Source organism: Mangrovimonas sp. TPBH4 (assembly GCF_001280505.1).
In the GTDB taxonomy this organism is placed as follows: domain Bacteria; phylum Bacteroidota; class Bacteroidia; order Flavobacteriales; family Flavobacteriaceae; genus Mangrovimonas_A.
Genome location: NZ_LBIO01000017.1, coordinates 1 through 25,328, shown reverse-complemented (window position 1 = coordinate 25,328; position 25,328 = coordinate 1). Strand labels below are relative to the sequence as shown.

General features: G+C 40.2%; 15 protein-coding genes. 12 read left to right on the top strand and 3 right to left on the bottom strand.

Translation table 11 applies throughout. The features are described 5' to 3' along the window. The first annotated feature begins 59 nt into the window (after positions 1–59). The 10 genes from ZA05_RS00285 to ZA05_RS00240 are packed head-to-tail and all read left to right on the top strand — an operon-like array spanning position 60 to position 16,028. Positions 60–1,436 (top strand): glucoamylase family protein, encoded by a 1,377-nt coding sequence (locus ZA05_RS00285; protein ID WP_053989868.1) that lies wholly within the window; start codon positions 60–62, stop codon positions 1,434–1,436. 1 nt (position 1,437) lies between these two features. Beyond that, entirely contained in the window at positions 1,438–2,799 is a 1,362-nt protein-coding gene (locus tag ZA05_RS00280) for a glucoamylase family protein (protein WP_053989867.1), read from the top strand. A gap of 6 nt (positions 2,800–2,805) precedes the next feature. Further along, a complete protein-coding gene (locus ZA05_RS00275) occupies positions 2,806–3,594 on the top strand; it encodes a prolyl oligopeptidase family serine peptidase (protein WP_053989866.1) in 789 nt (262 codons plus the stop codon). A gap of 2 nt (positions 3,595–3,596) precedes the next feature. Next, positions 3,597–5,924, top strand: a complete 2,328-nt coding sequence (gene bglX, locus ZA05_RS00270) for a beta-glucosidase BglX (RefSeq protein ID WP_053989865.1) — start codon at positions 3,597–3,599, stop codon at positions 5,922–5,924. A gap of 7 nt (positions 5,925–5,931) precedes the next feature. Further along, positions 5,932–8,151 carry a glycoside hydrolase family 3 N-terminal domain-containing protein gene (locus tag ZA05_RS00265; protein WP_197276024.1) on the top strand — a complete coding sequence of 740 codons (2,220 nt, stop codon included), beginning with the start codon at positions 5,932–5,934 and terminating at the stop codon, positions 8,149–8,151. A gap of 10 nt (positions 8,152–8,161) precedes the next feature. After that, a complete protein-coding gene (locus ZA05_RS00260; protein WP_053989864.1) occupies positions 8,162–10,771 on the top strand; it encodes a glycoside hydrolase family 2 in 2,610 nt (869 codons plus the stop codon). Next, positions 10,772–11,659 (top strand): alpha/beta hydrolase, encoded by an 888-nt coding sequence (locus ZA05_RS00255; protein ID WP_053989863.1) that lies wholly within the window; start codon positions 10,772–10,774, stop codon positions 11,657–11,659. Further along, positions 11,656–13,347, top strand: coding sequence for a sulfatase (locus ZA05_RS00250; protein WP_053989862.1), 1,692 nt, complete (start codon positions 11,656–11,658; stop codon positions 13,345–13,347). The genes ZA05_RS00255 and ZA05_RS00250 overlap by 4 nt, the downstream gene beginning before the upstream one ends. Positions 13,348–13,350: 3 nt before the next feature. Then, positions 13,351–15,201, top strand: a complete 1,851-nt coding sequence (locus tag ZA05_RS00245) for a family 43 glycosylhydrolase (RefSeq protein WP_053989861.1) — start codon at positions 13,351–13,353, stop codon at positions 15,199–15,201. After that, positions 15,198–16,028, top strand: coding sequence for an endonuclease/exonuclease/phosphatase family protein (locus tag ZA05_RS00240; protein ID WP_082333625.1), 831 nt, complete (start codon positions 15,198–15,200; stop codon positions 16,026–16,028). The genes ZA05_RS00245 and ZA05_RS00240 overlap by 4 nt, the downstream gene beginning before the upstream one ends. On the opposite strand, the gene ZA05_RS00235 is transcribed toward ZA05_RS00240, so the two are convergent. Further along, positions 16,025–16,774: a cyclase family protein gene (locus tag ZA05_RS00235; RefSeq protein ID WP_157514469.1), complete on the bottom strand. Its 750-nt coding sequence runs from the start codon at positions 16,772–16,774 to the stop codon at positions 16,025–16,027. The genes ZA05_RS00240 and ZA05_RS00235 overlap by 4 nt on opposite strands. Positions 16,775–17,036: 262 nt before the next feature. Between ZA05_RS00235 and ZA05_RS00230 the strand changes: the two genes are divergently transcribed. Then, positions 17,037–19,937 (top strand): PEP/pyruvate-binding domain-containing protein, encoded by a 2,901-nt coding sequence (locus tag ZA05_RS00230; protein WP_053989859.1) that lies wholly within the window; start codon positions 17,037–17,039, stop codon positions 19,935–19,937. 3 nt (positions 19,938–19,940) lie between these two features. Further along, positions 19,941–21,191, top strand: a complete 1,251-nt coding sequence (locus ZA05_RS00225) for a serine hydrolase (protein ID WP_053989858.1) — start codon at positions 19,941–19,943, stop codon at positions 21,189–21,191. On the opposite strand, the gene ZA05_RS00220 is transcribed toward ZA05_RS00225, so the two are convergent. Together ZA05_RS00220 and ZA05_RS00215 are read right to left on the bottom strand one after the other, a co-directional pair. Further along, positions 21,188–24,034: an Npt1/Npt2 family nucleotide transporter gene (locus ZA05_RS00220; protein WP_053989857.1), complete on the bottom strand. Its 2,847-nt coding sequence runs from the start codon at positions 24,032–24,034 to the stop codon at positions 21,188–21,190. The genes ZA05_RS00225 and ZA05_RS00220 overlap by 4 nt on opposite strands. 2 nt (positions 24,035–24,036) lie before the next feature. Next, positions 24,037–25,032 (bottom strand): serine hydrolase, encoded by a 996-nt coding sequence (locus ZA05_RS00215; protein WP_082333624.1) that lies wholly within the window; start codon positions 25,030–25,032, stop codon positions 24,037–24,039. Positions 25,033–25,328: the final 296 nt, after the last annotated feature.

Sequence of the window (25,328 nt, the reverse complement as noted above, 5' to 3'; positions counted from 1 at the left end):
TAGCGGCATTTTAATCCTAAACAAAATGCCGCTAAAATTCTTAATCAACGTTTACAAAAATGAAATCAAAAAAGTTTATCAAAATACCTTTGTTGTTGACAATTGTCCTACTTGTCTTCAATTGTAAAGAGGCTAAAGAAACTAAAGAGGAATCAAAGGAGAAACCTGCTGAAATTTCAGTAGCCTTATCTGATGATGCCCTTTTGGATACTATTCAAAAGCAAACCTTTGAATATTTTTGGGAAGGAGCAGAACCTAATTCTGGAATGGCTAGGGAGCGTCTGCATATGGATGATGTGTACCCAACATCTCCAAAAAATACAGTGACTATTGGTGGTAGCGGATTTGGAGTTATGGCCATACTGGTTGGAGTGGAACGTGGATTTATTTCAAGACAAGAAGCCTTGGAACGCTATCATAAAATTGTTGATTTTCTTAGTGAGGCAGATCGTTTTCATGGCGCTTGGCCGCATTGGTTGAATGGTGAAACGGGTAAAGTAGTACCGTTCAGTAAAAAGGATGATGGTGGAGATTTGGTGGAAACGGCCTTTTTGGTGCAGGGTTTGCTCACAGTATCGGAGTATTTCAAAGGCGGCAATGAAAGCGAAAAGGAACTGGCCTCAAAAATTGACAATTTGTGGCGAACTGTGGAATGGGATTGGTATACCAAAGGAGGAGAAGAGGTGCTATACTGGCATTGGTCTCCAAATTTTGGTTGGGATATGAATTTTCCTGTGGGAGGCTATAATGAATGTTTGATTATGTATGTTTTGGCTGCGGCCTCACCAACACACCCTGTTTCCAAATCGGTTTATGATAAAGGGTGGGCAAGAAGTGGAGCCATTACTTCTAAGGACTCGATGTACAATCGTGCTTTGGTGCTTGACTATTACGAACATGATGACCATGCCATCGGACCATTATTTTGGGCGCATTATTCTTATTTAGGACTGGATCCTCGAGGACTTAAAGATCAATACGCCGATTATTGGGAATTGACACGGAACCATGCTATTATTCACCATGAATATGCCAAGGAAAACCCGAAGAATTTTAAAGGCTACGGGGATAGCTTGTGGGGTTTGACCTCCAGTTATTCCATGAAGGGTTATGCAGGACATAGGCCAGGTAACGACTTGGGTGTTATCGCACCAACCGCAGCTTTGTCATCGTTTCCATATACACCGGAAGCCTGTATGAAAATGCTTAGGTATATGTACAAGCATCAAGATTCTTTGATCGGGAGATACGGTCCGTATGATGCATTCAGTTTAGATAATAATTGGTATTTGCCAAGGTATTTGGCGATAGACCAAGGCCCTATTCCAGTAATGATAGAAAACTATAGAACAGGACTGTTTTGGAAATTGTTTATGCAGAATAAGGATGTCCAAAATGGCTTGAAAAAATTGGAATTTACCGTTGAAGGACATTGATATGACCAAATACTATCTACAAATATTTACTCTATTTATGGTAATTGTTTCCTGTGGAAATGATGATGGGCCGGGCTATCAAGAGCCTTACGATCCCACAGATGATGATCCCGTTGTGATAGATCCGTTGCCTGAAAATGAGTTATTGGATTTGGTGCAAGAACGCACCTTTAAATATTTTTGGGATTATGCCGAAAGTAATTCTGGGGCAGCTAGAGAACGTTACCATCCCAACGATCCTGGCAACGATCAAAATACCGTCACCAGTGGAGGCAGTGGCTTTGGTTTGATGGCTATTTTGGTGGGGATTGAAAGAGGATATATTACAAGAGCTGAAGGGGTTGAAAGATTGACGCAAATCCTAAACTTTTTTGAAACCGCCGACAGATTTCACGGAGCCTGGTCGCATTGGATTAATGGGACGAATGGCAATGTCTTGCCTTTTAGTAGTTTGGACGATGGAGGCGATATCGTGGAAACTGCTTTTTTGGTACAGGGATTAATCTGTGTCAAGGAGTATTTCAAAACTGGTTCTGAAGAAGAAATCAATTTGGCCAATCAGGCAGATGCTTTGTGGAAGGGAGTAGAGTGGGATTGGTACACTCAGGAACAGAATGCCTTGTACTGGCATTGGAGTCCAAACCATAACTTCGCTATCAACTTGGAATTGGTAGGCTATAACGAAACTTTAATTGCCTGTATATTGGGAGCCGCTTCACCAGATCATCCTATTTCAGCGGAGGTGTACCACCAAGGTTGGGCCAATAATGGGGCTATTGTATCTTCTGAGACTGATTATGGAATTCCTCTCGTATTGGATCATGTGGGTTCGGGAACGGGACCCTTATTTTGGGCACATTATTCCTATTTGGGCTTGGATCCTAGAAACCTTTCCGATCAGTACGCCAATTACTGGGCTTTAAATACCAATCATAGCTTGATAAATTACGAGCATTGTGTGGACAATCCCGGTAATTATGCTGAGTATGGTCCAGATTGTTGGGGATTAACGGCTAGTTATTCAAGAAATACCGACGGTTCTGTAGGTTATAATGCTCATGATCCAGAAAATGATACAGGTGTTATTTCGCCTACGGCGGCAGTAAGTTCTATTCCCTATACTCCAGAGGAATCCCTGGCAGCCATGCAATATTTCTATGCCAACGATTTACTTGGTCCTGCAGGATTTTATGATGCCTTTAGTCCGCAATTCAATAATTGGGTAACCGAGAGGTATTTGGCCATAGACCAAGGTCCCCAAATAATCATGATTGAAAATTATAGAACAGGCTTGCTTTGGGACTTGTTTATGCAAAATGAAGATGTACAAAATGGGCTCAATATTTTGGGCTTTAGTTATTAAAATATAATGAAGAATCGATTAAAAGTATATGCGTTTCTATGTTTGTTGCTATCTGCAGGAAGCCTATTGGCACAGCAGGAATTATATCAAAAACAATTGTTTATCCGTGGAGATGATACTTTAAAATACCGGATCATGTACCCCAAAGATTTTTCGGAAAGTAAGCAATATCCTTTGCTGCTTTTTTTACATGGTGCCGGGGAACGGGGAAGTGACAATACATCCCAATTGGTGCATGGGAGTGCTTTGTTTGCTAATGAAAAGAATAGAGAAGATTTTCCGGCTATTGTCATTTTTCCGCAGTGCCCAAAAGAAAGTTATTGGGCCAATGCCGATGTGGATAGGAGTTCGTACCCTATCAGTTTAAAATTCCCAAAAGATGCGCCTCCAACTCCTGCTATGGATTTGGTAATAAATCTTATGGATGAATTCACTTCAAAATCTTTTGTCAAAAAAGAACAGGTTTATGTAGGAGGTCTCTCCATGGGTGGAATGGGGACTTTTGAAATCCTCTCCAGAAAACCGGACATGTTTGCCGGTGCCATTGCCATTTGTGGTGGTGGCAATACAGAGTTGGCTCAATACTATGCCACCAAAGTGCCTATGTGGATTTTTCACGGGGCCAATGACGATGTGGTCAGGCCACATTTATCAGTAGACATGGTGAGCGCCATTTTAAATTATGGCGGCAAACCTAATTTTAATTTATATGCCAAAGACAATCACAACAGCTGGGATTCCACATTTGCAGAACCGGGATTGTTGCCTTGGCTTTTTTCTCAATCTAAACTTTAACCATGAAAACATTATCAACCACACTAAAAGCAATTGCGACGGGAGTTTTTGTAGTGTCATTACTAAGTTGCGAACAGGAAGCTAAAACTAAAAATAGTTTCAATGCCTCCCAGAAGAACCCTTTTGAATTCCAAGTGGATTCTGTTTTGGGGTTAATGACCTTGGAAGAAAAACTAGGGCAATTGAACTTGCCTTCCTCTGGAGATATTACCACGGGTCAGGCCCAAAGTTCCAATATCGCTCAAAAGATAGAACAAGGCCAAGTCGGAGGTTTATTCAACATTAAGTCCGTTGAAAAAATAAGGGAAGTCCAACGTATTGCGGTTGAAAAAAGCCGTTTGAAAATCCCGTTGATTTTTGGAATGGATGTGATTCACGGTTACGAAACTACGTTTCCAATTCCATTGGGATTATCAGCCTCTTGGGATATGGACATGATCAAAAAAACGGCTCAAATGGCGGCTCAGGAAGCCACAGCAGATGGGATTAACTGGACTTTTTCGCCTATGGTGGATATTTCGAGAGATCCACGTTGGGGGAGGGTTTCCGAAGGAAATGGAGAAGATCCTTATTTGGCTAGTGAAATTGCAAAAGCCATGGTAGAAGGGTACCAAGGAGATGATTTAACTTCGAACAATACCATGATGGCCTGTGTGAAACACTTTGCCTTGTATGGAGCGCCAGAAGCAGGTCGGGATTACAATACGGTAGATATGAGCCATATTCGCATGTACAACGAGTATTTTCCGCCTTATAAGGCGGCTGTAGATGCCGGTGTAGGGTCGGTGATGGCTTCATTCAATGAAGTTGATGGCATTCCTGCCACTGGGAATAAGTGGTTGATGACCGATTTATTGCGACACGATTGGGGTTTTAATGGTTTTGTTGTAACCGATTATACAGGAATTCCTGAAATGATAGATCATGGTATGGGAAATTTACAGCAAGTTTCGGCTTTGGCACTCAAAGCAGGTATCGATATGGATATGGTGGGTGAAGGCTTATCGGGAACGCTAAAAAAATCCTTGGATGAAGGGAAAGTGTCTATGGAAGATATTGACACTGCAGTAAAGCGCATCTTGACGGCTAAGTTCAAACTTGGTTTGTTTGATGATCCCTATAAATATTGCGATTTGGAACGCCCTAAAAAAGACGTGTTCACCAATCAAAACAGAGCTTTTGCCAGGAAGGTATCTGCCGAATCAATGGTACTCCTTAAAAACGACAATAATGTATTGCCTCTGAAAAAATCGGGAACAATTGCCCTTATCGGGCCTTTGGCCAATACCGCTGTTAATATGGCGGGAACTTGGAGTGTGGCAACCAAACAGGACAAATCCAATCCCGTTTTGGAGGGGCTGAAAACCGTGGTTGGTGACCAAGCCAATATTCTCTATGCCAAAGGAAGTAATGTAGATTATGATGTGGACTATGAAAAACGCATTACCATGTTTGGGAAGGAAATTCCTCGAGATAATAGAAGTGACAAGGAATTATTAAATGAAGCTCTGGCGGTAGCGGCCAAAGCCGATGTTATTGTGGCTGCTATAGGGGAGTCTGCCGAATTGAGTGGGGAAAGCAGTAGCGTGACGAACCTTCAAATTCCGCAGGTGCAAAGAGATTTGTTGGATGCCTTATTGCAAACAGGAAAGCCTGTGGTTATGGTGCTTTTTACGGGGCGTCCGTTGGCAATTGTTGAAGAAAATGAAAAAGTGCCTGCAATCTTGAATGTATGGTTCCCTGGTAGTGAAGCAGGATTGGCAATTTCCGACGTGTTGTTTGGAGATGTGAACCCTTCAGGTAAGTTAACGGCGACTTTCCCAATGAATGTTGGTCAGGTGCCAATTTTCTACAACCATAAAAATACGGGACGACCTTTAAGCAATAAAGAAGGGAAATTTGAAAAATTCCGCAGTAACTATTTAGATGTTCGCAATGAACCATTGTATCCTTTTGGTTACGGTTTAAGTTATACCAAGTTTGACTACAGTAATTTCAACATAAGTGCAACAAGTCTGGCAATGGATGGAACTTTGAACGTTTCGGTAGACGTAACCAACTCTGGAGATTATGATGGAAAGGAAGTAGTGCAGCTTTACATCCGTGATTTGGTTGGGTCTGTAACAAGACCGGTTAAGGAATTGAAAGGCTTCCAAAAGATTGAGCTGAAAAAGGGAGAAACCAAAACAGTAAACTTCAAACTAACTGTAGAGGATTTGAAATTCTATAATTCGGATTTGGATTTTGTGGCCGAACCGGGAACTTTCCAAGTGTTTGTTGGCACGGATTCAACAACAGAGATGATGAAGGAATTTGAACTGGCAAAATAATTTATAGATGATATTTAAGATACAGTTTATTGCATGGTTCATGGTGCCTTGTTTGGCTTTTTCTCAAAATTACGAGGCTCAAGTAGACTCCTTAATGAAGCTTATGACGCTTCAGGAAAAGATAGGTCAAACGGTAATGTACGGTGGAAGTTGGGACCAAACAGGTCCTATTGTTGGTACGGATAATGGGAAGTTGATTCGGGAAGGTAACTTGGGCGGTATGCTGAATGCTTTTACAGTAAAGGGCACTCGCGACCTTCAAAAAGTTGCGGTGGAAGAATCCCGTTTGGGGATTCCATTATTGTTTGGTTATGATGTCATTCATGGGCATCGCACCATTTTTCCAATTAATTTAGGTATGTCGGCGACCTGGGATTTAAACTTGATTGAAGAAAGTTGTCGTATTGCTGCTGAAGAAGCTTCGGCGGAAGGTTTGCATTGGACTTTTTCGCCTATGGTTGATGTGTCCAGAGAGCCGCGTTGGGGGCGCATTTCTGAAGGAGCAGGAGAAGATGTCTTTTTGGGAAGTGAAATAGCGAAAGCCTATGTCAAGGGATATCAAGGTGACGACTTATCTAAATCCAATACCATTTTGGCTTGTGCCAAGCATTATGTGGCCTATGGCGCTGCCCAAGCAGGCCGGGATTACCATACGGTGAATATGGGAGAAGGGGAGTTGCGTAACGTGTTCCTTCCTCCATTTAAGGCAACTGTAGATGCAGGTGTTGAAACCTTTATGTCGGCATTCAACGAATTAAACGGGGTGCCAACTTCCGGAAATAAATTCACCTTAAGGGACATTCTTAGGGGAGAGTGGGACTTTAAAGGTTTTGTGGTTTCCGATTATACTTCCATCAACGAAATGGTTCCTCATGGATTTGCTAAAGATGATAAGGATGCGGCCAGAATTGGTATGAACGCAGGCGTAGATATGGACATGATGGGAGGTGTTTATAAGGATTATTTAAAGGAATTGGTAGAAGAAGGAAAAGTGTCCGAAGCTTATATAGACGATGCGTGTCGACGTATTTTGTTGGCCAAATTTAAATTGGGGCTTTTTGACGATCCTTATCTATATATTGATGAACAACGAGAGGAAACTACTAAGTACAAACCAGAATTTTTAAACAAAGCCAGAGAAATTGCAGCGGCTTCATCGGTGTTGCTTCAGAATAAAAATAGTGCCTTGCCACTTTCAACAAGCACAAAGAAGATTGCTTTTATAGGTCCGTTGGTAAAGGATGAATACGATATTCTTGGCAATTGGGCCGCCAAAGGTGATAGGCAGGGAAAAGCGGTAAGTGTCTTTGAAGGGATTTCGGAGTATTTGAAACCGAATCAAATTTTGTATGCCAAAGGCTGTGAGATTTTAAAAGCAGATACTTCTGGTTTTGAAGAGGCAGTTTCAGTTTCCAAAAAGGCAGATGAAGTTGTGTTGGTGATGGGGGAAGGACACCACATGAGTGGGGAAGCCGCTTCAAGGACCAATTTGAAAATTCCTGGAATTCAGCCTCAGCTCATTCGAAAAATCAGAGAAGCCAATCCCAATAAGAAAATCACTTTGGTGTTGATGAATGGAAGACCAATAAACCTCTCAGATGAAGTGGATTTGGTGGATGCCATTTTGGAAGTTTGGTTTCCAGGAACCATGGGCGGCGCTGGAATAGCAGATGTGTTGTTTGGAACCTATAACCCATCGGGAAAATTAACGGTGACTTTTCCCAGAAATGTTGGACAAGTACCTATTTACTACAACATGAAAAATACGGGAAGACCAATTCCCGAAAGCAACCCGGGCGAAGATTATAAAAGTAATTACATCGATGCTCCAAATTCGCCTTTGTTCGTTTTTGGACATGGTTTGAGCTATACAACGTTTACGTATTCCAATTTCAAATTGAGTTCCAATAAATTGATCAATTCAGGGAATATTACGGCTTCGGTAATGGTTACAAATACAGGAAAGAAAGATGGTCATGAAATAGTACAATTGTATGTCCATGACAAAGTAGGAAGCGTGACCAGGCCTGTAAAAGAGCTCAAAGGGTTTCAAAAAATCTTTTTGAAAAAGGGAGAAAGCCAAACTGTTTCGTTTACGATTTCAACAGACGATTTAAAGTTTTATAACAGCGGCATGGTTTATGGTGTGGAGCCTGGAGCGTTTGAAATAGCCATTGCCCCGAGCTCGGATTTTAAATTTGAAAACGAGTTTGAACTAATTGATTGAAAGTAGATTCATGCCCATCCCAATTAAAAATAAGATTATTCTTTTTCTGGTTTTTCTCATAGGAAGTAGTGTTGAAATTCTTGGGCAAACCAAAACGATAAATAGCGGTTGGCAATATTCCGAAGATAAGGTTGAGTGGCAATCGGTAAACATTCCGCACACCTGGAATTTGGAGGATGCGTTTGATGACCAGCCTGGCTACCGAAGAGGTTTGGGGTACTATAAAAAGCAGGTTTTTATTGCTTCGGAAGACAATGAAAAGATTCATTACTTAAAATTTAATGCAGTCAACCAAGAGGCAACGGTATATGTGAATGGAAAAAATGTAGGCAATCACAAAGGAGGGTATACAGCCTTTAGTTTCAATATTACCTCCTTTCTAAATTACGATGCTTACAACTTGATTGAAGTTGTTGTTGATAATTCCCACAATGAAAACATTCCGCCTTTGGATGCCGACTTTACGTTTTATGGTGGTATTTACAGGGACGTAGAACTCATTACGTTACCCAAGCAACATTTTAGTGTCACGGATTTTGCTTCGGATGGATTTTATGTGAATTATAAGCATGTTTCGGAAGAAAAGGCGGGGATTGAAGTAACCGCTATTTTGGAAAACTTAGCTACTGCCAAAACGCAGGTTCAACTAAAATTGGAACTTTTGGATTCAGAAGGCAATAATCTTAAGTCGAGAACAGAATCTTTAAAGTTGCATTCGGGAACTTCCAACGAATTCAAAATAAAACTGCCCGAGATCTTTAATCCCAAATTGTGGTCTCCAGAAATTCCGTATTTGTACCGTTTGAAATTAACATTATTGGACGAGCAGGAAAATGTCTTGGATTATAAGTGGACCAATGTGGGGTTTCGTTGGGTTTCTGTAGATTCTGAAAAAGGATTCTTTTTAAACGGCAAACCCATCAAACTTATAGGAGTTAATCGTCATCAGGATTATAAAGGTTATGGAAATGCGGTTCCTTTAGAACTTCAGAAAAAGGACATCGAGCTCATTAAAAATATGGGGGCAAATGTCATTAGGTTTGCCCATTATCCTCATAGTCGAGAATTATATGAAATGTGTGACAAACTTGGGATTTTGGTCTGGACGGAAATTCCTATTGTGAATAAAGTTACGGATTCCAAAGCGTTTTTTGAAACGTCTATCAGTATGCAAAAGGAGCATATCAAACAGTATTACAATTTCCCTTCGGTAGTGATGTTTGGGTATATGAATGAGATCTTTTTGAGATTGGCTTTCGACGGAAAATCTTCGGAAGAAGAAAAGAACCAACTAAAAAAAATCACGTTGGATCTGGCTCAGCAATTGGAAAACTTAACGAGAGATATGGCTCCCAATCACCTTACGGTTATGGCCTGTCATTTGAATGAAGTATATAATGAAACTGGTATTGCCGACTTGCCAATGATTCTGGGTTGGAATCTATATTTTGGATGGTACGATGCCGAAATTGAAGGGTTAGGTACTTTTTTGGATAACCAGCAACGAAGATTTCCAAAGCGCTCCATGTTATTGTCTGAATACGGTCCAGGAGCCGATGTTCGGATTTACACACAGACCCCAAAAAAGTTTGATTTTTCAATAGATTATCAGTTGAAATTGCACCAATCTTATGTGCAGCAAATAAAAAAGCGACCTTTTATGACAGGGATGACGGCATGGAATTTTTCCGATTTTGGCTCCGAGTTTCGAGGTGATGCCATTCCACATGTCAACCAAAAAGGATTGGTACAGTATGACAGAACACCTAAGGATATTTTTTATTGGTATAAGTCTGTGCTAGATGATGCCGAACCGTTTCTACATATTGCGGCAACCAATTTATCTGGTTTGACCTTAATTGGAGAAAACACCTATCCAGTAAAAATATATGGCAACCAATCAAATGCAACAGTATATCTCAATGACAAAAAACTTAAAGATTTTGCTTTTGCGGATGGTATTGCTGACATGGAAATGCCTTTTGTAAATGGAACGAATTGCATAATGGTTGTTTCAGAAAATAGAGAAGAAGTGGAATGTATTGAAGTGGTGAAAGCAAGCTCGTTGAATTTTGAAGGTTTCGATCGTTTTGGAATCAATATGGGAGCTCATTTTTTCTTTACAGACGAAGCACAACAAATCACTTTTGTTCCTGATCAGGAATATGTAAATGGTGAATATGGTTATGTAGACGGAAAGGCCTATGGGATGACCAAAGACAAAAATCAAGGTATGCCGCACAACATCCGAAACACGACTTCCGAACCTTTGTTTCAAACTATGTTGGAGGGGTGTTCTTCTTATAAAGTGGATCTTTCAAATGGCAATTACAGAGTGAAATTATTCTTTGTTGAACCCCAAATTAAACCTTCGGAAAACATTTATAATTTATCGAAATCAAGGGAAGAAACCCAAAAACAACAACGCGTTTTTGATGTGTATTTAAATGATGAATTAATAGAAAAAGGATTTAATATGGCTCAAACCTATCCTGAAAAATATGGTATTACATTGACCTCGACTTTGGAAATCAACAATAATCAAGGCTTGACGGTTTCTTTGAATCCTGTGGAAGGGACGCCTGTTATTAGTGGTGTGTTAATTGAAAAAATAAACTAAATGAAACATTTTATCACATTCTGTTTTTTATTGCTCGCTTTACCGTTTTCGGCTCAGGTAAAAAACACTTATACCTATGCCATAAAAGGAGACGATACTTTAAAAATGGATGTTTATACACCAAAAAATATCAAATCTGGAGATAAACTTCCAACTTTGTTATGGATGCATGGGGGAGGTTTTGTAGGTGGCGCGCGTGATTTTAAGGACGATGCCCAGCTTTGTGAATACGCAGCTCAAAATGGCTACATAGGTATTTCCATTTCCTATAGATTGTTAAGAAAAGGTACCAAAATAGGGTTTGGCTGCGATTGTCCTAAAGAGGAGAAAATGAACGTATTCAAACAGGCGGCTATCGATTATCTCGATGCGGCTAAATATGTGGTGGATCATGCTGAGAAATTGCATGTGAATACCAATTATATTATTTCCGGGGGCAGTAGTGCGGGCGCGGAAGCCACCTTGAATGCAGTGTTTATGCGAGAGTATTTTACGGACGGATTGGAAAATTATAAAGCAGTCACTTTTGCAGGGATGTTTTCCTGTGCGGGCGCTGTGATGAATGCTGAGTATATCACAAAATCAAATGCAGTTCCCAGTGTGTTTTATCATGGAACCGATGACGATTTGGTTCCTTTTTCATCTGCGCCACATCATTATTGCGCTCCTGAACAACCTGGCTATCTATTATTGGATGGGGCTGAAGTGATTGTGGAAAAGTTAGAAACTTTAGAAACGCCTTTTTATTTCAATATAGTTAAAGGCGGAAGGCATGAGATATCCGCCATTCCATTTGAGGATCTCGATAAGGTCTTTTCCTTTTTTGAAAGTACAGTTTTGAATAACGAAGTCATTCAAACAACAATTATTAAAACCAAAACACCATGAGATATTTAACATATATAGCTTGTGTTCTTTTCGTGCTGCAATCTTGTAAGGAAAAGGAAGAGCAAAATGAATTTATCCAAGAAGATAAAAGACCCAATATTGTATACATCATGGCCGATGATCATGCGGAGCAAGCCATAAGTGCGTATGGGCATCCCATAAGCCAATTGGCGCCAACGCCTAACATCGATCGTATTGCCGAAGAGGGGGTATTGTTTAAAAATAACTTTTGTACCAATTCCATTTGTGGACCTAGTAGGGCAGTGGTGTTGACAGGGAAATTCAGTCATGTCAATGGTTTCAGAATGAACGGCGAGCAGTTTGATGGCGGCCAACAAACATTTCCTAAACTATTGCAAAAGGCTGGTTATAATACAGCAGTTATTGGAAAGTGGCATTTGCACGGGAATCCTGAGGGATTTGACTATTGGAATATTTTAACAGATCAAGGCAATTACTACAACCCTGATTTTATTTCAGTCAATAAAAACACCAAAAGGGTTGATACGACAAGGATTCAAGGCTATGCCACAGATATTATCACCGAAGAAGGTTTGGCATATTTAAACAGAATGAAGGCCAGCAATCAACCGTTTATGCTCATGTTGCAACATAAGGCACCCCACCGAAACTGGATGCCTGCCCTGCGACATGCCAATAAGTTTGATTCTGTTCAATTTCCATTGCCCGACACCTATTTTACAGCTCACGAAGGCTCCTTGGGGTCCAAGCTGCAATTGCAAACCATTTATAAGGATATGTATGAAGGTCATGACCTAAAAATGACCAAGGAAAAGGGAAGTCCAGAATTGGCATGGAACCCTTGGACGGCAGATTTTGATAGAATGACAGCAGAGCAACGTGCTGCATGGGATAAGGCTTATCAAGCAAAAAATGATGCTTTTCACGATGCTCATTTATCGGGAAGAGACTTGGCTGAATGGAAAGGACAACGCTATCTTCAGGAGTATTTGGCAACCATAGCATCCGTGGATGAAGGTGTGGGTCGTGTGTTGGATTATTTAAAGGAAACGGGGTTTGATAAAAATACCATCGTGATTTACACTACAGATCAAGGGTTTTATCTAGGAGAAAAAGGCTGGTTTGATAAGCGTTACATGTATGAGGAATCGCTAGCAATGCCCTTATTGGTAAAATATCCAGACCATATTAAGGAAGGGAGTGAAATAACTGCCTTGACTCAAAACTTGGATTTTGCCGAGACATTTTTGGATTATGCAGGGGTAGACATCCCTGAAGATATGCAAGGGAAATCACTTCGCCCATTATTGGAAAATACCATAGCAGATACCGAATTTAGAGATGCTGTTTATTATCATTATTACGATTATCCAGCATTTCACATGGTGAAAAAGCATTATGGCATCCGAACCAATCGGTATAAGCTGATGCATTTTTATGATGATATCGATACATGGGAATTATATGATTTGGAAGAGGATCCTAAGGAAATTCACAATCAAATTGAGAACCCTGAATACGACGACATTGAATCCCAATTAAGAAAGCGCCTAGCGGAATTGGAAGCACAATATCAAGTAACGGAAAAGGAGTTGGAGCAAGCTCCAAAAGAGAAGGTGGAGCGTGCTTACAAACAATTCGAGCGTTTACGAGGTAATACAGGAATTTCCTATGACCCTATAACAGAAAAAGATACAAAATTATAAGCTATGAAACATATTGGAATACTGTTATTGGCCTTGATGCTGTTGGTATCCTGTAATTCTGAAAAGAAACAAGAAACCGTTCAGGAAGCTGTGCCAATTGAAAAAAATGAACAAAAGGGAGAAAGTCAAACCTATTGCAATCCCTTGGATATTGACTATACCTATATGGTTTACAATTCCAGTAGAAATTTATCCTATCGTTCTGGAGCCGATCCTGCGGTGATTGAATTTCGTGGCGAATACTATATGTTCGTAACGCGATCATTTGGGTATTGGCATTCCAAGGATTTGGTGAATTGGGATTTCATCAAGCCGCAACAGTGGTTCTTTGAAGGTTGCAATGCGCCAACTGCCTTTAATTATAAAGATTCCTTGGTGTATTTTGCAGGTGATCCAGCAGGTTACGGCAGTATCCTGTATACAGACGATCCTAAAAAAGGCACTTGGACGCCTACACCTTCTATTTCCAATAACATTCAGGATTCGGAATTGTTCATCGATGATGATGGTAAAACCTATTTGTATTGGGGGTCTTCCAACGTGTATCCGCTTCATGTGAAAATGTTGAACAAGGATGATCGTTTTTTGGAAACGGGAGTGAAAAAGGATTTGATCAACCTGGTTGAAGAAGAGCATGGTTGGGAACGTTTTGGTGAAAACAATTTTCATCCAACCTTGAAAGAAGGGTATATGGAGGGTGCCTCCATGACCAAACACAACGGAAAATACTATTTGCAGTATGCCGCACCCGGAACGCAGTTTAATGTCTATGCGGATGGTGTGTATATTGGAGATACACCGCTTGGCCCATTTACTTATATGAAGAATAACCCTATGAGTTTTAAACCTGGTGGTTTTACAAATGGAGCAGGGCATGGTATTACTGTTAAGCAAACTAATGGGCAATACTGGCATTTTGCAACCATGGCACTAGCTTCCAATGCCCAATGGGAACGCCGTTTGTGTATGTTTCCAACTTATTTTGATGATGAAGGGTTGATGTATTCCAATACAGAATATGGAGACTACCCAAGGTTTGCACCTAATCATCCTACAAAAGCAGGGCAACATAATGGTTGGATGTTACTGTCGTATAAAGGAAACGTAACAGTGTCCTCGTCTTTGAAGCAAATCATGAAATTCACCTCAAATGATGATGAGGTGACCGTAACGGAATTAGCACTGGAAAAAAATGCGAACCAAGCAATTCTTTCCAAAGTACTAACCGATGAAAACCCTAAAACATTTTGGGTAGCCGAAGCCAATGATGATCAGCAATGGATAGAAATAGAGATGTTGCACTCAGGGAAAATTTATGCCCTTCAACTGAATTTCCATGACTATGAAACAGGTATTTATACGCGTGTAGAGGGGCTGAGACATCGCTTCAGTATTGAAGTCTCTGAAGATGGTGAAACATGGCAAACTGTTGTAAATAGAAGCAATAGCAATATAGATGCGCCCAACGCTTATATCGTATTGGATACTCCTGTTGCGGCAAAGTATGTACGTTATAAAAATGTGGAAGTGCCTGGAGCAAATTTCGCAATGTCGGAGTTTCGGGTATTTGGTTTGGGATTAGGAGGGTCGCCAAAAAAGGTAGATGGATTTACCGTAAAGCGTGAAAAGGATAGAAGAGACGCTGCATTTTCTTGGAATCCTGTAGAAGGTGCACAAGGTTATAACATCCGTTGGGGAATTGCTCCGGATAAGCTGTATCAGTCATGGTTGGTTTACGATACCAATAAACATTTTATGAGAAACTTAGATCGTGATACCCCTTATTATTTCTGTATTGAAGCATTTAATGAAAATGGGATTTCAGAAAAAACAGATGTTATATTTGTGGAATGATGAAGAAAATAGTTACCGCATTAGGATTACTCATCCTGACTTTTGCACAGGCACAAGACTTAAAAGTGATGAGCTATAATATTAAGTTGGATTATCCTAAAGAAGGCAAAAATAGTTGGGCCAACCGAAAACCATTTTTTATCAATCAGCTTAAGTTTTATGAGCCAGACGTATTAGGAGTTCAGGAAGCGATGCCTAATCAAATGAAAGATATGGAAAGCCTGTTGCCGGGCTATAATCATGTGGGAGTTGGTCGTGATGACGGTAAGGATGAAGGTGAATATTCAGCTATTTTCTATAAAAAAGACAAATTGAAGGTCTTGGAATCCTCCACATTTTGGTTGTCCCAAACGCCAGACAAAGTTTCTATGGGATGGGATGCCGTGTGTAATCGTGTGTGCACTTACGCTTTATTTGAAAACAAAACCACCAAACAGAAGTTTTGGATGTTCAATACCCATTTTGATCATGTTGGGGAAATGGCCAGAAAAAACAGTGCGATTTTGATTCTTGAAAAAATCAAGGAACTCAATAAAAACAATTATCCTGTAGTTCTATCAGGGGACTTCAACATGGAATCAGAACATGAGAGTGTTCAATACATTACAAAAAGTTTGAATGATTCCAAAGCTGTCGCTACGGTCGCTTTTGGACCTGAAGGGACCTTTAATGGATTCCATTTTGAGGAACCGGTGACCAAGCGTATCGATTTTATTTTTACCAGTAAAAATATCACTGTTGAAAAATATGCGGTTTTGAGTGATAATTGGAACCTGCAATATCCTTCAGATCACTTTCCTGTATTGGTTCAGATGTTGTTGCCTTAAGGATTCAAAAGCGCTACAATTCGTAAAGGCGCGCCACTACCGCCTTTAATTTTCATTGGGAGTGCAATGATTTCAAATCCCTGTGAAGGGAGTAAATTCAAATTGGTGAGGTTTTCAAAAGCGGGAATGTTTTTGGAGAGCAATATGACATGGCTTTTAAAATATTGAGATTGCCCGTAATCGATGCTAGGTGTGTCAATACCTATGGCGTGAATGTTTCTGTTGGTTACCAACCACTCGGCCGCTTCGGGGGAAAGTCCGGGGAAATGTAGTTTGGCAACCGCGGCTTCGCCACGTTCTTCGGTGCCTAAATACTGCAGTTTGTTGGGGTAATATTTAGAAAATCCTGTTTGTAGCAGAACAATGCTGCCGTCAGGGATGTACTTCCCTTCTTTGGTTTCCCAATCAGTCAGGTCTTCAATGCTGATTAGATAATCTGGGTTTTGAAGTGCTTTGGAAGAAACATCAATTTTAATGGCGGGTCCTATAAGGTGTTCCAAAGGCAATTCTTCCACCGATTGGCCGCTTTTTGAGAAATGGATGGGAGCGTCAATATGGGTGCCACCATGTTCAGCGGTACTTATGTTGAAAGCGGAATAGAAATATCCCTTGTCGGTAGGCCCCATAAACACCGTATCTTTTTCAAATTCCTTAGCAGTCACCCAATACACTGTTTCCCTCGAAAAGTCGTGTGATAAATCTACGATGGTTTTGTGAGTGAAATCACTTTTGGTGACAGTTTTCATAGACGAAATTTCATTTGACGGTTGTTTTTTACAGGTAAAAAATAGTATAGGGCAACACATTAATAAAAAAAGGGTTTTCATTTGAAATTCATTTTGGAGGTTCTTTTAAGTTGTGGTGCGAGGAGGGGAGTCTTAAAGGTAGTGATATTTTCAGTTGGTTGGATTTTAAGAAACGATGATATAAAGATTTTGTTTTTTATAAGAGTGTCAGGTAGTTATGGTAAATTTTTTCTAAATTAGTTGTAAATCAAATTGAAACACTATGAAGCCGTTCAAAGCCCTCCTTTTCTTCTTACTTTGTGTTCCCATTTTTAGTTTTTCTCAGCATTCTAGCACTTCCTCTGTCGACAATGCCAAAATCAAATCGATGATTTCGGCTTACAAAGCTGACGCTAGAGGGCCATATCGGGATATTCGTTGGTTTTGTGACGATGGCACCATCAATATGCCTAAGGAGCCTTGTGAGGGAGAAGGCGTGCAACATGCTAGATACAAAGAAGAGGTGGTGGCTCTGGGAGAGCAAAGCCATGTGTATTTGGGACAGATTTTGGCGTCTACCGATGTTGGAGCTTTTTGGGACAAGGAGAATTACCATTCCAGAATCAAACAATATATGCTGGAGAAATACTTGAAATCTGTAGATGATGGATGGATCCATCGAAAGGCGCAATTTTATAGAGGTGCTATTCAGGCGGAAGATGAAGAGGCTTGGGGAAAGGCTTTTTTTAATGAGCTGCTCGCCAATGATAGTTATATTGAAAAGCATTTTTACTTTTTGCGTCAGGCCATAAAAGATGTACCGCATGCCGGCGATGATAATGTGGCGCAACTTATGCGCAGTCAATCCAAGGCGGTTGCAGATGCTTATGAGCCTTTTATGAATTTAAGAATCAAAATTCACGGTCAGCCAGAAGTGTCGGATATCGCAAAGGTTGAAGCATTCAAAAAGAGTCAGGGAAGCAAGCTTAGTCCAAGTCTAGAAAAAGATTTGGATGAATTGCTTGTGACCATGCAGCGTTTTTTTGAACCGGTGCAGGTGGCCTCCTTGTCAGCCTATTTACAAGAGGTGACCAACAAGGATATTGCCTCATATCTCAATGGCTTTATTGAAGGTTATGCCGCTGCTCCCTTTGCCGAAACTATAGAAGCTTCGGCCGATGCCATGTGGTACATTAGGGAACATATATTGGAAGAATCCTCGGCTCAAGGGCGTTTGGCCTTATTCGATTTGTCCCTAAAATTGGAATTGTTGATCACCAAACAAATTGCCGAATATCCAGAGGAAGATTTAAAATCCTTGACCGATAAAATCTGTTATCTCAGTATGGCTTCGGCTGCTTCGGGTTATACAGAATTGTGGGAATGGGACCAGCTTCAGGTATCTCTTTCTGAAAAAAGTAATAATGAAGCCACTTTGGAAGCGTTGCAGGATCTTATGGTAGCGGCTAGACAACAGTTGGAATGGGGAACGGGAAAGAATGCAGCAGTATTTGGGCCCGTAGTGTCGCTTTACGAAGGGTTCGAACCTTTGGCTCATGGATTTTTGGACGACCGGATTAGAGGTTCAGTGGCTTTGTACTTAGGGAACAGTATTGGAAAGTTGGGGAATTTTATCACCGAAGCTTCCTCTTTGAGCAATCGCGTTTTGGATCTTAACAATCAAAGTCATATTCATGGATTGAATCCTGGGTATGCCTTTGGGGAATTGGTGGTAGTAGAAGGTTCTGCTGAAAATATGGAAGTCAATCCCAATAATATTTATGTGTTTGGAAGGCCACCATCCGATTTAAAACCAGTGGCGGGAATTTTAAATGTTTCCGAAGGGAACCTCGTGTCTCATGTACAGTTATTGGCTAGAAATTTAGGGATTCCCAATGCTGCAGTTTCCAGTGCCAATGTGGCCTCGTTTAAGAAACATGCAGGCGAAAAAGTATTTTACGCGGTTTCCAATTCCGGAACGGTGATCATGAAATCGGAAAGTGACATGACCGAAGATGAACGAAAGCTGTTTAGTAAAACAGAACAAAGCCATGAAATGATTACGGTGCCTGTGGAAAAAATCAAGTTGGATCGGAATACAACTATGAGTTTAAGTGAAGTGGATGCCACATCATCTGGAATTTATTGTGGGCCGAAAGCAGCCAATTTGGGGGAGCTGAAACAAAATTTTCCAGACCATGTGGTCAATGGATTTGTGATTCCTTTTGGGGTGTTTTTGGAACATATGAAACAGACCATTCCAGGGAAAGATCAGACCTACTGGGACTATTTGAATAGTATTTTTGAAAATGCTCGAGAAATGAGCAAGCAGGGGGAATCGGCCAAAGTTGTTGAAGCGTATCAGTTGAAGGAATTGGCCCAACTGAGAAGCTTGATCATAGAAATGCCCTTGACGGATAGCTTTGTGGATAATTTGGAAACTTCGTTTACTTCTATTTTGGGAGGTGAATTGGGCAGTGTACCTGTGTTCTTGAGAAGTGATACCAATATGGAGGACCTTAAAAGTTTTACGGGTGCAGGTTTGAACTTGACCTTATTCAATGTTCTTGAAAAGGAAAAAATCATTCAAGGAATCAAGACCGTTTGGGCGTCGCCTTACACAGAACGTAGCTTTAAATGGCGCCAAAAATATTTGACCAATCCGGAAAATGTATATCCTTCTATCGTAGTGATTCCTGGGGTGGATAATGACTTTTCAGGGGTAATGATTACCAAAGGCGTCACTTCTGGAAAAACCGATGAGATTACTGTGGCTTTTAGTAGGGGGGTTGGTGGAGCTGTGGATGGGCAAGCCGCCGAAACTTGGGCAATTGAGTCCAATGGCGGCTCTCGATTGATTGCTCCTTCGCGTGAGCCTTTTTATAAATCGCTACCACAAACTGGAGGAACCGAGGAGCATGTCACCACTTTTGAAATGCCCATTGTAAATCCGGAAACTCGAAGACAGGTGAATTGGTTCAGTAAAACCCTTGTAAAGCAAATGGAGGCCAAGGGTATTGAAGGACCGTACGATGTTGAACTGGGTTTTAAGGATGGGAAACTGTGGTTGTTTCAGGTGCGGCCATTCGTGGAAAATAAACGAGCCAAGAGCTCTACTTATTTAGAGTCTATTTCACCTAATGTAGATATGCAAAAAACACTTTCACTCCATACAAAACTGTAAATTATGAAATTAAGATTTGGCATTGGTATTCTCATTATTGTTGTTGGACTTTCGTTGTCTTCATTTTATCCCATTGATGGATATAATCGTACTGGAATTAAACGTTTGGTGTATTGGGAACGGGTAAAAAGTGGAGAAATTGAAAGCACCCGGATTCCTGCGGGGGCTTTTTATCCGATGGATTCTATTAAATTAAATTTACTGGATCGGAAAGATGAATTTTTAGGTGTTCCGGTGGTGGATGCGACCCTTCAAAAGAAAGTCGATTTCCTTTTTAAAGGCTTGGATAAAAACTATTCCTTGACGGTTCTGGACATGACCAAAGGGCAGCCAGTTCGTTATGCGCAACATAGAGAAACTGTAGGCTATCAACCCGGAAGTGTGGGGAAATTGGTAGTATTGGCATCTTTTTTTGAAGGACTTTGTCGTGTCTACCCCAACGATTTTGAAAAGCGGCTCGCCCTAATGAAGGCTAAGGAAATTACAGGAGGCGGTTGGGCGGTTTATGATCATCATACGGTGCCTGTGTATAATCTGGAAACCAAAAAAATGGTAAAGCGTAAGGTGACAGAAAAAGATGTGTTTACCCTTTATGAGTGGTTGGATAATATGGTGTCTGTGAGCAATAATGGAGCAGCTAGTGTGGTGTGGCGTGAAGCCTTGTTGATGCATGTGTTTGAAGATAAATATCCAGAACTGACGTTTGACGAAGCTGAAACCTATTTTAAGGAAACTCCCAAAAAGGAGCTTTCTGAATTAGCGATTAAAATTGTCAACCAACCCTTGAGGGATATTGGAATCACGGAAGATGAATGGCGTTTGGGGAAATTTTTTACCAACGGAGCCGGAAACTATATTCCGGGAACTGGGGGGAGTATAGGGACGCCAATTGGTTTGATGAAGTACATGGTGGCTCTGGAAAAAGGAGCATTTATTGATAAAGCTTCCAGTTTGGAGATGAAACGCCTGTTATATTTAACGGATAGACGTATCCGCTATGCGGCTTCCAAAAAATTGGACAGTGCGGCAGTTTACTATAAATCGGGGAGTTTTTATAAATGCGACAGAAGTAAAAATCCAGGTTGTGGCGATTACGAAGGTAATGTCTATAACTATATGAATTCGGTAGCGATAGTAGAGCAGCCCGATGGCTCGAGGTATGCGGTTTGTTTGATGTCTAATGTGCTCAACAAAAATTCGGCTTACGACCATTTGATGTTGGCCTCCAAAATAGATGCTCTCATACGGAATTAGGGAAGGGCTTGCAATTGTTCCCTTATATTTTGAGCTTGCTGTCGTACGGTTTTACTTTGGTCGTTCAATACAATATCTACTAAGGGAATGAATTTTTTCTGGTTTATTTTTTCAATTAAATAGAGGACAGCATGTTTGATTTTAATGTCGTGTCTTTGCAGTAATACCTTGTAGCATTCAGATTCACTGTAAACGGTCAGATTGAGTTTTTGAATCATTTCTTCTGAAATCTTATCCGTAATGATAACCGATTCGGCAATAGGAATCAATTCTCTTTTAAGGTGCATGTCCAAAACATTGTCTAAGAATTCAATAGCATTAGTGCGCTGTTCTTCTTCACCGTTAATGATAATGTCCAGAATTGGTTCAATTTCATGTGGAGGGTATTTAATGCCCAAAAATTTAAATATTCGATGTAATTGGCGGTCTAAGCGCTGTTCCAAAATTCGCATAAGCCCACGTCTAGCATCATCAATAGCGCTGTGGTCTTTCTGCTTGTTTTTTTCCTTAAAATCGAGAATGATTTGCGAGTGTATGGAAGAAAGTGTGCTTTGGTACAAATGGCATTCGTCCAAAATTTTATCAACCACAAATTGATCCTTGATCTTTAGGGAAGGATATTTCCATTTCAAATGTTGTAACGATTCGATGGCGGCAATGGTCACGGCATGTTCGGTGGTGTCAATAAGTTCAATGAGCCCATCGACAGCTTGTTGGGAAGCAAACGACTCGATTACTGGAGGAATAAAATGGGCGTCGTCTATGGAAAAATCTTTGTGTAGTGTTTTTTGAACCAAAACCTCAATGATATTGGGACCATAATCCTTTAGAGCCTGCATGGCTGTTGTTCTAGTGTCCTTTCTTGATAATTGTGATACAATGGCTTCTATATAATCTCTGGACTTGAAGTTGCCTAAGTTTGTAATGGCCGCGTTGGCAATTTCAGGATCTTCGTTGTCAAATTCAGTTTTAAGGATATAATCATATTTCTTGAGTTTGGAATGTCCAATAGCTTCCAAGATAGACAGTATTTTGTTTTTTTTGTAAACTGGATCCTTACTGTTTTGATGTTCCTCAATGGCTTTGTTGAGCCATGTTTCAAATTCAAATTTTTGAAGGAGTTTCTGTTTGTGTTGGAATTCCAAGGACAGGCTTACCAATAATGCATTTTTAATGGATTCGTCCTCGCTGTTCACATATTTTTCGAACACAGCTTTAGGGTGCTTCCTGTTTTTGTGGATGATATATCTTAAGGCATTGGTGGTCAGTTCTTGGTCTGGATCATACATTAAGGGTTCAATGGTTGAGGATAAGTCTTCCTTTTTTAGAAAGTAGAGATTCTCGATGGCCAAGGCCTTTACTTTTGGTGAGGAATGGCTAAGAAGGCCTTTAATTGCAGTGAAGAATCGTTCGTCTGGTTGTTCCAAGGTTCTGTTCAGCATGTGCAAAATCTGAGATTCCGTACCTTGTTCAAACACCCGTTTAATGCTATTGATAATGGAGGTAACGGGAAGTTCTGGTTTGTGCTCTTCCTCTTTGTTGCTTTTAGGATGCGAAGTGTCCAATAGGTTTCGAAAGGCCCGAATATAGGCTTTGCGAACCTTGAATATAAAATAAATCCAAGTACAAATAAACGCAATGGTGAGCAAGCTTACATAAATACGATGTAATTGTAACCCGTTGATAATGAAAATAAGTAGAAAACCTGCAACCCCAGTAGCGATACTGTCAATAACCACGTCGATAAAGGTTTTTGTCTTTTTCTTGATGTCAATAGGAATAGGGATGACCAAGAGTTCGGTGGCAGCTTTGTTGACGGATTGCTTTAAACTTCCATCGGCAATTTTTATGATGACAATGACCCAAAGCTCTGGAATAAAAACTAATAATATAGAACCAAAAAGAATGCCCATTGGTAGCCAAAGCAGGGATTTTCCAACGCCGAAAGTTCCAACAATATGTTTGGTGAAAAACAATTGAATGACTAATGAAATAACACTGAGTGTGGAAAGCCAAAATCCAAAAAAAGCAGTGAGTTCTTCGGGGTCTTCAATGAGCTCCGAAGCATAGTGACTGTATTGGTAATCTACCAACTTGGCAACAATAACACTAATACCAATGACTATTCCAAGTAAAGATAATAAATGAGATTGCTTGATGAGTTTTATGGGAGACTGTCCATTTTGGGTAGTTTTATGAGTCACAAAACGGCTATGGTGTTTGATGATTTCAATGCGCCATAGGTAGCGAGTAATTGGGATACAGCAAAATAGTAAACCAGCAGCTACAAATAAAAGGTCTTCCGAGGGCATGAACAAGGAAAGTAGGGAGGTGATATACCCTCCTGCAATTCCTCCAGCGATAGCACCGGCACCGATAAACCCAAAAACGCGTTTGGCTTCTCTGGCATTGTACAGCATGTTGGCAAAAAGCCAAAATTGTGAGGTGGTTAACAGCCCATAAATGGCAATAAACACATAGGGGATATAAAGTAGGTAACTTAATCCTAGATGAAGATTTAAGGCTATCCCAAACAAAATCAATGTAAGTACAGAGCCCAAAAAGGTACGAGTGATAATTTTTATAAGCGGTAGGTTTTCTAGGGCTTTGTCATAAAAATAGGAGCCCACAACAGCGAATATGGCCGTGAGAATATAGCCTATAGGAAGTGCTTTGGCCGTAAGTTCTGATAAAAATATGGAGTTAATGGTAGGCTTTACAATGAGAAGTGTAGTAACAATCAAAAATATGTTGAGCTGCAACAACAGAGTTTTTTGCAGTTCGTCTTCATTGATATCAAATACCCGAAGTAGGTAGGCTTTGAGTCCTTTGGTATTGGGCATAATTACATCTTTATGGCAGCTTCAATAGGAACGACTAAATCCCTAATAATCTGTTCTCCAAATTTGTTCTCTACCAAAGCTACTAAAATATATTTTCTTTCTTCACCCCAAACCAAAATAGAATCGGCGTGCCAATTTTGCCAAGTTCCCGATTTTCTAAAGAGGCGAGCATTGGGAGCAATTCTGTCCAGTGTATTTACAAATTTGTGATGTAATTCGGGGTTTTCCATAATGTCCAACATTTTTTTGGATCGTTCCCTAGTTACCAATTTCCCATTAACCAACATGTAGTAAAATCGGCAAACCTGCGTTACGGAAGCTGCATGGCTCAGATTTTTTAAGGGATCTCTGTTGGTGGGGCCAGACGCAGCATAACGTTTGCCTACCCAAAGTCCGCCACCTTTGTCTTCATGATAAAGTTGGTATTTGGGGCCACGAACTACGCTTTCAATTTTGTCAAAGCCCAACTTGTCAATAAGTCTAGTGGTTGCCTGATTGTTGGATTTGCTAATCATTAGGCGCATATCGTTTAAAATCTCATCGGTTTCTTCGAGTTCCCCTTTTTCAAGGGCATCTTGGGTGGCTAATAGCACTGCAATCTTGGGAAGGCTAGCGGCATACATCATTAAATCGCCATTAAGAAAGGCAAAACGCGGTTTTTCGGGATTGTTGAGGTCTACTAAGCCAACAGACATCTTTTTGCTTTCAATAAGGCGTTTCCATTGTGGATTGTTATAGAGTTCCTTTTGGAGGTTGTCAATGAGTTTTTGATTGTAAAAAGCCAATAAAGGTTTGAATTTTTCCTCTGGGATATTGATAGGTAATTTGGAATAATCTGATGGGTTGGAGGTTTCAGAGAGAGGGATTACAGAAGCTTCAGTCTTTTGTTGTTTTGGATTGGTTTCGGGCTCAGAACGCTTGCATGTTATTGTTAAAATAATGGTGAGAATTAATGTAATGATAATTGCATAGTGCCGAATGTTATAAAATTTATCCATTGTTTTTATTGCTTATCGATTCTCTCAAGGTTACTTAGGCAAGAATATAATAGTATGTTTTTTAACTAAGTTTTGAGGTTTATTAGCTTACTGAAAATCAAGAATTAAGATAATGAAATTTGTTCAGATTGAGAGGCTGTAGAAGCTGGAAATGTATAATTGGTAAAATTTAAAATATAGAAATTTTATTAACAATCTTAAGTTTTGATTATTAACGTTTAAGGAGTTTCTTTCAGATATTTTTAAGTTGAAAGTTAAATTTTACACTAAAATATATGTTTGGAATAGGTATGTTT